Annotated in this window: 7 protein-coding genes; 3 read left to right on the forward strand and 4 right to left on the reverse strand. The window is 72.5% G+C overall.

Features of this window, described 5'->3' with window-relative positions:
• Nucleotides 1-27: 27 nt before the first annotated feature.
• Nucleotides 28-768, reverse strand: coding sequence for a glycoside hydrolase family 11 protein (locus tag ACFWGZ_RS34020; RefSeq protein ID WP_382455691.1), 741 nt, complete (start codon nucleotides 766-768; stop codon nucleotides 28-30).
• Nucleotides 769-1,165: 397 nt separating this feature from the next.
• Between ACFWGZ_RS34020 and ACFWGZ_RS34025 the strand changes: the two genes are divergently transcribed.
• The gene (locus ACFWGZ_RS34025; RefSeq protein ID WP_382455697.1) at nucleotides 1,166-1,495 is read left to right on the forward strand and encodes a hypothetical protein; all 330 of its coding nucleotides are present in this window, start codon (nucleotides 1,166-1,168) and stop codon (nucleotides 1,493-1,495) included.
• Between the two features lie 5 nt (nucleotides 1,496-1,500).
• Nucleotides 1,501-2,250, forward strand: coding sequence for an alpha/beta fold hydrolase (locus ACFWGZ_RS34030; protein ID WP_382455692.1), 750 nt, complete (start codon nucleotides 1,501-1,503; stop codon nucleotides 2,248-2,250).
• 48 nt (nucleotides 2,251-2,298) lie between these two features.
• On the opposite strand, the gene ACFWGZ_RS34035 is transcribed toward ACFWGZ_RS34030, so the two are convergent.
• Nucleotides 2,299-5,475 carry a S8 family serine peptidase gene (locus ACFWGZ_RS34035; protein ID WP_382455693.1) on the reverse strand — a complete coding sequence of 1,059 codons (3,177 nt, stop codon included), beginning with the start codon at nucleotides 5,473-5,475 and terminating at the stop codon, nucleotides 2,299-2,301.
• A gap of 136 nt (nucleotides 5,476-5,611) precedes the next feature.
• On the opposite strand from ACFWGZ_RS34035, the gene ACFWGZ_RS34040 reads away from it, so the two are divergent.
• Nucleotides 5,612-8,404, forward strand: coding sequence for an ATP-binding protein (locus tag ACFWGZ_RS34040; RefSeq protein WP_382455694.1), 2,793 nt, complete (start codon nucleotides 5,612-5,614; stop codon nucleotides 8,402-8,404).
• Nucleotides 8,405-8,469: 65 nt separating this feature from the next.
• On the opposite strand, the gene ACFWGZ_RS34045 is transcribed toward ACFWGZ_RS34040, so the two are convergent.
• Together ACFWGZ_RS34045 and ACFWGZ_RS34050 are read right to left on the reverse strand one after the other, a co-directional pair.
• Nucleotides 8,470-10,044, reverse strand: coding sequence for a hypothetical protein (locus ACFWGZ_RS34045; RefSeq protein ID WP_382455695.1), 1,575 nt, complete (start codon nucleotides 10,042-10,044; stop codon nucleotides 8,470-8,472).
• A 59-nt stretch (nucleotides 10,045-10,103) separates the two neighbouring features.
• Nucleotides 10,104-11,012, reverse strand: a complete 909-nt coding sequence (locus ACFWGZ_RS34050) for a hypothetical protein (protein ID WP_382455696.1) — start codon at nucleotides 11,010-11,012, stop codon at nucleotides 10,104-10,106.
• Nucleotides 11,013-11,265: the final 253 nt, after the last annotated feature.

Below are 11,265 nucleotides of genomic sequence, written 5' to 3' on the forward strand. Positions count from 1 at the left end.
CTCATGACATGAGGCAAAGCACTCAAATCACCCGTGAGTTGGGGCAATAAGCGCAGTCAGGACATGCTCCAGGGAGCGGGTGATGTTGGAGTTGCCACTGCTCTGGTAGCCCTCGGTCGCGAGGATCATGTAGTAGTTGAAGCTGCCGAGCCGCATGTTGGCCCGGCTCCACGCGTCGAAGTGGTTGCCGGTGGTGATGTTCCCGCCGACCCGCCGCTGCTGGCGGACGCTCCAGAACTGCGGGAAGGTCTTGTTGTTGCCTTCGACGGAAGGCGCGTTGTACCGCATCGTCTGGTAGATGTCGTACGTGCCGCCGTCACTGGTGACCGTGCCCTTGTAGGTGCCGGTGGGCCGGTAATTCCCCCAGCTGTCGACGATGTAGTACTCGACGAGCGGGTTCGAAGTCCACCCGTACAGGGTGAGATAGGAGTTGCCCGACGGGTTGAAGCTGCCGGAATAGTTCACCGTGCGCCGCGAGCCGTTGCTCCAGCCCTTGCCGCCGACGAAGTTGCCGACATTGGTCCACGAGGTGCTGTAGTTGCCACCGGACCCGAAGTCCATGCAGACCCGGCCACCGCCGTCGGTCCAGAACGAGTAGTAGTAGCCACCGTCGTTGCCCGTCTGGCTCGAGCAGGTGGCCGCGACGCCCACGTCCGCCGCGGCCACGGCCGGGGTCAGCGCCATCACCAGCGCGACGCAGGCGCTGCGGACGAGCAGGGCGGTGAAGCCGCGTGTGCGGCCGGGCGCCCGAAATTCGGTTTCAGCCATGTGCGGTACTCCTCGTCATCGAGGTGGGCACGGCAGCCAGGCGCGAACAGGGAATGCCGGGGAGAACGGCCGCCGCCGATGTCGCCCTGGTCGCCGAGGTGATCCGACGATCCGGTCGTGACCGGCCTGCTCGAATTCGAGGCGGCCCAGGTCGATCGTGGCCGAACCTCTTCCGACCCTAGCGGCGCCGGTTCGGTCCCGTAAGACCGGCCGGGCCTTTCGAGAATTTTTCGAAAGTTTCAGAATGACCCCGAAATGGCCGCACGGGAATTCTCGCCGTCGAATTCGAGGGCGCTCGCGCGACTGGCTGGAGCGCCGCACGCGTCCGATCGAACACATGTGCGAACCGACTGATAGATTGCCGATCCATGAATCGGCGATGCTCCCGGCGGTGCCCATGACGCTCCACAGCCCGTTCACCGTCTGGGAGGGCGACGACGTGCACGGCCGGCGGCCCGTGGTCACCGCCGTCACCGTCAGCCTCGACCGGTTGTTCGCCCGCCCTCCCGGCGCCCCGAGGCGCGTCATCGTGTCCGGCCTCGACCTGACCGGCGAGGTGAAGGGGTTGCTGCACGGGCGTTTCCCGAGCATCGACGGCGACTGGCTCGGCGTCGTGAACTACACGATCGGCTACGCCGACGGCCGGCGCGAGAGGCTCCACCTCGCCGACCAGCTCGTCCCGTTCCCCGTGCTGCGCAGGCAGGAGAAGGAGGCCCGGAGATACTGACCGGCGTGGAACTGTTCCCCGTCACCGCCTCCGGTGCCCGCCTCGCCTGCCTCGACATCGGCGCGCGCGGTGGCCGCGCGACCGTCTACCTCGGTGGGCTCGGCCTGGCGAGCACCGTCACGTTCGCACCGGTCGCCGGGCACCCCGCGGTGGCGGGCCGGGGCCGGCACGTGCTCGCCGACCTAGTCGGCAGCGGCTGGAGCGACCACGACGACGCGTTCGGGCACACGATCGACGAGCACGCCCGCGCGGTGGCGGCGGCGATCGACGCGCTCGAGCTGCGCGCGGTCACGCTGGTCGGGCACTCGCTCGGCGGGTCGGTCGCGATCAGCCTGGCGGCGCAGCGGCCCGATCTCGTCGGCGCGCTCGTCGTCGCCGAGCCGAACCTCGACCCCGGGGTCGGCACGACGTCGGCGCGGATCGCGAGCCTGACCGAGGACGAGTTCGTCGCGCACGGGATGCGGGACCTGCTCGACGAGGAGGACTCGCCGGCGGGCCTGCGGACGCTGCGCCGGTGGTCGCCGCGGGGCCTGCACCGCACCGCGGTGTCGTTGCTGGCCGAGCGGCCCGCCACGTTCCGCGCGCAGCTGACCGCGCTGACCGTGCCCAAGCGCTACATCTCGGGCGCACTGTCCGGGGAGGACCTCGGCGAGCTGCGGGCGACCGGGTGCGAGGTGCGCGTGGTGCCCGCCGCCGGGCACCTGATGATGGACGACGACCTGGACGGGTTCGTCGAGGCGCTGGCAGGTCCCTGACGGGGGTGCCGGCACCCCCGCCAGAGCGTCGTCACCCCGGAGCCTTCGTCACTTCAGGAGGAACGCGTCCACGACGGTCACCGTGGCGGAGTTGCCCGCGGTGTCGCGCGCCGACGCCTTGAGCGACACCGAGGTGGCGTCCCCGGGGTGGCGCAGCACGGTGAACCACCGGCCGTCGTGGCGCACCAGCGGAGCGGCCCGCCACGTCGTGCCGCGGTCGTGCGAGACCTGCACGCCCGTCGGCCGCGCGTCGAGGCCGGTGTTGTGGTTGACCGACACCGGGACGAGGGTCGCCGCCGCCCGGCTCGCCCGGTTGTGCCCGTCCACGGCGGGCGCGAACTTCACGGCCATCAGCGGCAGCGGCCGGGGCGGCCCGTCGGCGACCGTGCCGGAGGTGAAGGTCCAGTCGGCGACGATCCTGCTGGTCAGCGCGCGGTCCCTGGTCGCCTCGGTGTGCAGCCGGAACACGGCCTGACCAGCGCCCGCCGCGAAGAGCCCGCTGGTGCTGCCGATCCTGCCGACCTCGACGCCGTCGCGGTACAGCGTGGAACTGCCGGTGTGCGCGGAGAACCCCTCGCGGTCGTCGCGCGAGTCGCTGAACAGCGGGACCTGGAAGACCATCGTGTCGCCGGACCGGTTCGCGTAGCGGGACGGCCTGCCCGGGTTCGCGGGCAGGTCCGGGCCGAACACCGCCAGGTTGACCGAGTCGGTGGCGGCCCGCACCCGCGGGAAGGTCGTGGGCGCGCTGGAGAACAGGCGCGACTGGAACTCCCCTGCCGCGGTGACCTCCACGAACTCGTTGTACCACGGTGTTTCCGGTGAGTAGAGCTCGTCGAGGGCGAACGGCAGCGGCTGGGTGATCATGCCCTCGCGGGTGCCGGAGGTACCGGGCGCGGTGGCGCCGTGCGTGGTGCGGACCCTCACGAGGTCCTTGTCCCGCAACCGGAGCACGGGCTCGGCGGGCATGCGCCCGGTGACGTCGGCGCGCACGTTGTAGAGGTACGGGCTCGCGTCGAAGCTCCCGGCGCGGTCCTGCTCGGCGAACCGGCCGCCGGCCGAGTACCGGAACCGTCCCGGTGCCGAGGTCGCCGACGGGCTCACCAGGACGTCGCCGTACTCCGGCGGGCTGATCGTGGTGCGCAGGAAGTCCTTGCCGCCGTAGGAGGTCGACCGGGCGAACTCGACGAACTGCTGTCCCGCCCGTGCTCCGGGCCGGTCGAGGACGAGACCGGCCGGCTTGCCCCGCCGGGCGTCCACGGTGATCGACTTCCGCGCGTCGAGGAGCACGTCCGGCTCGACGGCGACGGCCACCCGGCCGTCCGCGGTGAACACCTGCGACTCGAAGTAGTAGTGCCCCTTGGGCACCCGGACCGTCAGCGACCCGGACGGGTCGTGGGGCACCAGCGCCTCCGGCTCGTCCAGGTCGACCAGCCGGAACGCGTAGTCGGGCGTGGGCAGGCCGTCGGTGCCCAGGACGGTGACCGCGAGGTCGTAGCTCTCCTCCTCGCGCGTGACGGTGACGGGTGTGCGGATCTCCCCCGCGGTCACCACACCGCGGTAGATCCCGTCGATCGTGCCGATCCTGGTGTTCGTGGTGACCGTGGCCCGGGCGGTCGCGCCGGGAGCGATCGTCAGGACCGCCGGGGCGACGGTGACCACCCCGGCGGGAGCGGGCTTCCCGGCGGGGTCCCGCACGTCCGCGGCGAGGTCCAGGGTCACGGGTGCGGTACCGGAGTTCCGGTAGGTCACCGCGACCGGGGTCGGCTCGTCGTCGGTGTGCGGCCACCGCACGACACCGTTGTTGATGCTCCCCACCGACGCGTGCACCGTCGCCGTCACCGCTTTCGCGACGTCGACCCGGCCCGCGCCCTGCTCGAACACGGTCAGCGCGGGGTTCGGCTTCGCGCTGCCCATCAGCGCCGCCTTGAGCTGCGGCGCGGTCCAGCCCGGGTGCTGCCCGGCGAGGATCGCGGCGGCGCCGGTGACGTGCGGGGTGGCCATGGACGTCCCGTCGAGCGCGACGTGGTCCTCGCCGACCGGCGGGAACAGGCGGCTGATCGTGCTGTCCCGCGCCAGCGCCGCGACGATCGCCACGCCGGGAGCGGTGATGTCCGGCTTGACGGCGTTGTCGCGCAACCGGGGTCCGCGGCTCGAGAACCCGGCCAGCGCGTCGGAGTGGTCGACCGCGCCGACGGTGAGCGCGGCATCGGCGGCGGCCGGTGAACCGGGTGCGCGCCCGCTGTTGCCGGAGGCGATCACGAACAGCGCGCCCGTCTCGGCGGTGAGCCGGTCGACCGCCTGGGACAGCGGGTCGGTGCCGTCGCTGGGAGCGTCGCTGCCCAGGCTCATGTTGACCACCCGCGCGCCGCTCGCCGCGGCCCACTCCATCCCGGCGATGATCCCGGACTCGGTGCCGCTGCCGGAGTCGTCGAGCACCTTGCCGACGAGCAGGCGCGCGTCCGGCGCGACACCCCGGTAGCTGGTGTGGTTGCCCGTCACGATCGACGCGACGTGCGTGCCGTGGCCGTGCTTGTCCGCGGTTCCGAAGGCGCTGCCGGTGAAGTCCTTCGCCCCGGCGACCGCGTCGGCGAGGTCGGGGTGCGCCGGGTCGATCCCGGTGTCGAGCACCGCGACCGTGGTGTTCCCGCCGGTGAGACCCGCCTGCCAGGCCGCCGGCGCCCCGATCTGCGCAACGCTCCTGTCGAGCACCGCGTGCACGGGTCCGTCGAGCCAGATCCGGCCGGCGGCGCGGGCGTTCCAGAACGCCGTGCCCTTGGCGGCGACCACGGCCGAGCCGCCGATGCTCGGCAGGTCGCGCACCCGGCGGGCGCCGGCCGCACCGGCCTCGGTGACGATCAGCGGGAGGTCGGTCCGCTCGGCGTCGCCGTACCCGCCGTCGAGCAGCCGGGTGACGTTGAACAACCGAGGGTCGAGCCGCCCGGACCGCAGCGGGCCGAGCGCGTCGAACGGGGTGACGGTGACGTCGCCGTTCACGTCCGTCCGGGTGAGGAAGCCGATCTTCTCCCTCCCCTGCCCCGCACGGACTTCCGCGTGCCCGGACCCGGTGAGCTCGACCCGGTCGCCGGTGACGAGGGTGATCGTCCGCGCAGGACCGCCCGGCACCGGTGGTGCGACCGGAGCCGCGCCCGCCTGCGCCACCGGCACGACCAGACCCGCCGCCGCCACCACGGCGACCGCGACGGACCGTCTCCACCTGCCGCTCATACGCCCTCCAGTGATCTCCGGCGCCCACCCGCTAGATCTACTGGCTCGGAGACCGCTTTCCACCCGTTGCCAGTTGCCAGTATTGGTCTATACCTATTCAGGCGCGAACTCCGTCCCGATGCGCTAGAACTCGTTCATGGGTTCGAGTCCCGCAGGCGCCGAGTCGTTGCCCCACTTGGTCGAACGGGACGCCGAGACAGCCGTGCTGCGCGCCGCCGTCGAGGCCGTGGCGCGCGGACGGGGCGGTGTGGTCGTCGTCGACGCGGGCGCGGGCATGGGCAAGACCGCGCTGGTGCGCCGGACTCGCGCCCTGGCGGTGGACGCCGGAACCCCCGTGCTGTCGGCCCGGGGCGCCGAGCTGGAGCGCGACTTCGCGTTCGGCCTGGTCCGCCAGCTGTTCGAGACCACGCTGCCCGCCGACGCCGAAGGGCGGCGGGCGTTGTTCACCGGGGCCGTCGCGGCGGCCGAGCCGATCTTCGACCTCGGCGACGGCGAGACCGGGTCGCTGTTCGGCGTCTTCAACGGGTTGTACTGGTTGCTGGTGTCGCTCACCGGGAGCGGGCCGCTCGTGCTGGTCGTCGACGACGCCCAGTGGGCCGACCCGTCGTCCATGCGGTTCCTCGGTTTCCTCGCCCGGCGGCTCGACTCCGTGCCGGTGCTGCTGGTGCTCGCGACCCGCGGCGGGGAGCACGACGACGGCGGGTTGCTCGACGACGTGCTCGCCGCCGAGGACTGCGCGCACCTGCGGTTGCGCGGGCTCAGCGCGGCCGGGGTGGCGAAGCTGGTCGCCGGGGCGGTGAGCGGCGCCGACGACGCGTTCTACGCGGCCTGCCACGCGACCACGGCCGGGAACCCGTTGTTCGTCAGGGAGTTGGTGCGGGTCCTGGCCGAGAGCGGCGGCGCCGGTGACTCCGCCGCGGTGGTGACCTCCGCCGGCCCGGACGCGGTGAGGGGGCACGTCGAGGCCCGGTTGCGGCGGCTGCCGGACGAGGTGCGGCGGGTCGCCAGGGCCGTCGCGGTGCTGGGCGACGACACGGCGCTGGCACTCGTCGCCGACCAGGCCGGAGTCGGCGTGGCCGTGGCCGCGGACGCCGCGGAACGCCTGGTGCGGCACGGTTTGCTCACCACCGCCGATCCCCCGGCGTTCGCGCACGTGGTGCTGCGCGACGTCGTGCACGCGCTGGTCCCGCTGGCGGAACGCGGTGCGGGCCACGACCGCGCGGCCAGGGTGCTGGCCGAGTCGGGCGCACCGGTCGCGCGGGTCGCCTCGCACGTGCTGCGGACGGTGCCCGCCGGGCGGCGCGACCGGGTCAAGGTGCTCGTGGCCGCCGCGGCCCAGGCCTGGCAGCGCGGATCACCGCAGGACGCGGCCACCTACCTCGCCCGGGCCCGGCAGGAACCGCCGGAACCCCGGCTGCGTTCGGAGGTCAGCCGCCTGCTGGGCAACTGCGAGGTGCACCGGCTCGCGGTCGCGGAGGCGGACGTCCACCTGCGCGAGGCGCTGGCGCTGGCCGGCACCCCGGAGCAGAGCGCGCGGTGCGCCTACAGCCTGGCGCGGTTCCGCAACGCGTGCGGGGAGATCCCGGCGGCGCTGGAGCTGCTGCTGCAGGCCGCGCGGGTGCTGCCGCCGGACTCGCCCGCCCCGCTCGTGCGCGACCTGGTCTCCGAACTGCTCGGCGTGGCCCGTTCGGACCTCTTCGCGCGCGAGGAGTTCCTCGCCCGGCTGGAGGCGTTCCGCACGACGGCCGACGGCGCCGATCCCGTGCTGGCGGCGCACCTCTCGCTCGAGGAGGTGGTCACCGGCGGGACCGCCGCCGACGCGGTCGCCCTGGCCAGGACCGCGCTCGACGGCAACCGCCTCACGCCGGAGCGGTCGGCGCTGTGGTCCGCGGTGAGCACACTGCTCGTGGCGGACCGGCTGGTCGAGGCGGAGCAGCGCGGCCAGCGGGCGCTGCGCAACGCGCTGGAACGCGGGCAGCTGTTCGCGGTGGGCGTCGTGCACGGCTTCCTGGCGCGGATCTCCTTGCTGCGCGGGAACCTTCGGGCGGCGGAGGAACACGTCGAGCTGGGCACGAGCTCGGTGCCGCGGCCGAACGTGGCGCTGCCCGCGCTCGACGCCACCCGCGTGCACCTGCTCGTCGAACGGGGCCGGCTCGACGAGGCGCGCGCCGTGCTCGGCAACGGGGTCCTCGCCGACGGCGCGCTGCCGCGGACGTCGCTGCACCTGTGGTTGCTGGAGTCACGGATGCGCCTGCACGTGGCGACGGGCGACGACGAGGCGTTGCTGGCGGATGCGGTGGCGTGCGGCGAGTTGTGCGCACGATGGGGCGTCAGCGGGCTGTGGGACGTGCAGTGGCGGCTGCACGCGGCGGCGGCACACCGGCGGGCTGGGCGCCACGAGGAGGCGGCGGCGCTGGTGGCGGAGCAACTGCGCCTGGCACGGGCGTTCGGCGTGCCGCGGCACGTGGCGACGGCGCTGCGGGCGGGCGCGGGCGGCGACGCGGGAGTGCTGGCGGAGGCGGTGCGCCTGCTGCGCGGCGGCCCGGCGCGGCTGGAGCTGGCCGGGGCGCTGGCCGACCTGGGCGAGGCGCAGCAGGACGGCGGCGACCGCGCGCAAGCCCGTGCCACCACGAGGGAGGCGGCCGAGATCGCCGTCGAGTGCGGTGCGGAGGCGCTGGCCGAACGCCTGCGGGCGGGCCTGGCCGTCGGCGGCGGGCGACCACCGCGCATCACGGTGACCGGGGTGGCCGCGCTGACGCCGTCGGAGCTGCGGGTGGCGGAGCTGGCCGCGGACGCGCTGACCAACCGGCAGATCGCGGAGAACCTGTTCGTCACGGAGAAGACCGTGGAGACGCACCTGGGCCGGGCCTACCGCAAGCTCGGCGTGCGGTCGCGCACCCAGCTCGCGGTGCGGATGTCCGCGCGCTGACCGTCCCGGCACGCGACAGGGCGGGGCCGACCGGAGTCGACCCCGCCCCTGTGATCACCTCGTGGTCACGCCTTCACGTGGGTCCAGGCGTCGCCGCCGTCGCCCGCGGGACCGGAGTGGCCACCGACCGTCGTGCTGTGGTTGGACGCGTTGCCGGTCGGACCCGTCGCACCGGTGTCACCGGAGTTGCCCGAGGTGACCTCGGTCCAGGACCGGGTGCCGTGGTTCTTCCAGTCGTGCTTCCAGCCGGAGTGCTTCCAGCCGTGGTTGTTCCAGCCGTGGCACTTGTCGCCGCGGTGGCCGTCCCACTTCTGGTTCTTGTGCTCGGTCTTCACGACCGCGGTGTTGCCACCGGTGGCGCCGGAGTTCCCGGAGTTGCCCGAGTTGCCCGAGTTGCCGGACGTGGCGTTGTTCGAGCTGGTGGCGTTGCCGCCGTTGCCCGAGTTGCCGCCGTTGCCCGCGGTGGCCTCGGTGGAGCCGTTGTTGCTCTTGCCCCACTTGCCGTGGTTCCAGGACTTCTTGCCCTGCTCGGTCACGGCCCAGGCGTTGCCGCCGTCGCCGGCCGGGCCGGAGTTGCCGCCCTGCGTCCAGCTGTGGTTCCACGCGTCACCGGTCGAGCCGGTGGCACCCGTGTCGCCCGAGTTGCCGGACGTGACCTTGGTCCAGGACTGGGTGGTGTTCCAGGACTTCTCGCCCCAGCCCCAGCCGTGGCCCTGCTCCGAACCGATGGTGCGCACGACGGCCTTGTTGCCGCCGGTGTCACCGGAGTTCCCGGAGTTGCCCGAGTTGCCGGACGTGGCGTTGTTCGAGCTGGTGGCGTTGCCGCCGTTGCCCGAGTTGCCGCCGTTGCCGGCAGTGGCCTCGGTGGAGCCGTTGTTGCTCTTGCCCCACTTGTCGTGGTGGCCCCACTTCTGGTCCTGGCTCACGGCCTTCGCGTCGCCGCCGTCACCGGCGGAACCCGAGTTGCCGCCCACGGTGGTGCTGTGGTTGGACGCGTCACCGGTCGAGCCGGTGGCACCCGTGTTCCCGGAGTTGCCCGAGCTGACGCTGGTGTGGCACTCCGCGAGAACGCAGACGCCGTAGGCGCTGTTGCCGCCCGTGGCACCGGAGTTCCCCGAGTTGCCGGAGTTGCCCGACCGCGCGGTGTTCGAGCTCGTGGCGTTGCCGCCGTTGCCCGAGTTGCCGCCGTTGCCCGCGGTCGCGCTCGCGTTCTGGGAACGACCCGCGGCGGTGGCGTCGCCACCGTTGCCCGCGGCACCGGAGTTGCCGCCCACGGTGTTGCTGTGGTTGGACGCGTCACCGGTGGAGCCGGTCGCACCCGTGTTCCCGGAGTTGCCCGAGCTCACGGAGGTGTGGCACTCGGCCAGGACGCAGACGCCGTACGCGGTGTTGCCACCGGTGGCGCCGGAGTTCCCGGAGTTGCCCGAGTTGCCGGACGTGGCGTTGTTCGAGCTGGTGGTGTTGCCGCCGTTGCCCGAGTTGCCGCCGTTGCCGGCGTTCACGACCGAGTGCACGACGTTGCCGACGTCGCCCAGGAGACCGTTGCCCCCGGTGTCGGCGCTCGCCATCGCAGTTCCGCACAGGAGGAATCCCCCTGAGAACGCCGCGGCCACCAGGCCGCGCTTCACGTAGTTGTGCATTGTCGAACCTTTCCTGTCAAACAAGCTGGGTGATCTGTCGGCTTGGTTGGCAGGTCGGATCAACTGGGATGATTTCGTCCGTAGTAATAGCACCACGAACCGTGGACCTGGTGGTCCCCGCCGACCACACGTGAATCGTCGTTCGCGTTGTCCCGCGCTGCTGCGGGGAGGTCCGAGAACGCGAGACCCGTGGACCCGGCGGAGGACGCCGAACCCGTCGTACCGGGCAGAGCGAACGGCATGTCGGGTGACGGCGGAGAAGGCGCCTCGATCGGTGGCGCCACGTCAGGTGCGGGAACCTGCTGCCGCGGTCGCGGCACCTCGGCCGCGGGACCGGACGGCGGCGCCGTGCGGTGCTCCGGCACGAGGACCGGGGCGAGCGGCAGCGGCGGGACGACCGGAGCGGCCGGAGCGGCAACCGGGGGTGGCGTCACCTCCGCCGCAGCGGGAGGCGGTGTCACCAGCGGCTGTGCGATCCGCGGTACCAGCGGCACGTCCGCCACCGCGTTCACCACGGGGGTGAGCAGCGGCGAGGTCACCGGCTGGAGGGGCTCCAGCACCGGACCCAGGACACCGGTGGCCGTGTCGGTCACCGGAGCGAGCGGTGCCAGCAGCGGCCCGGTCACGGGCGCGACGGCCTTCAGCACCGGCGTCACCACCGGGTCGGCCACCGCCGTGGCGGCGCGCGTCACCGGGGCGAGCCGGTCGGTCACCGGAGCGACGGCGTTCGTCACCGGGGCGACGGCGTTCGTCACCGGAGCGACGGCGTTCGTCACCGGGGCGAGCCGATCGGTCACCGGGGCGACGACGTTCGTCACCGGAGCGACGAGGCCGGTCACGCCGCCCAGCAAGCCGTGCTGGTCACTGTCGTCAGCACTCGCGACTCCCGCGGAGAGCAGGCCGAACCCGATGAGGAACCCGGCGACCCCGAGGGAGCGGCGCAGTGCCGTGGAGCATGTCAACTTCATGCAATCACCCCCTCTCACCGAATCAGCACCTGTCTGTGCCCAGTATTCGAGTCACCCGGAAGAGTGGATTGCCGAAAAATGGAGAATTTCTGTTCCCGCAGCTCACGACGGCAAAAAAGTTTGAAACACATTTTTACGACTACTTTGAGGGACAGAATTGAGCCCAAATCGTCGACGCAGCGTGGTCACGAACACGAAAAAAACTCCGGGAACCGTGTGGTGCACGGTTCCCGGAGTTCGCGGTGCTGCTGCC

This window comes from Lentzea sp. NPDC060358 (assembly GCF_042725365.1).
In the GTDB taxonomy this organism is placed as follows: Bacteria; Actinomycetota; Actinomycetes; order Mycobacteriales; family Pseudonocardiaceae; genus Lentzea.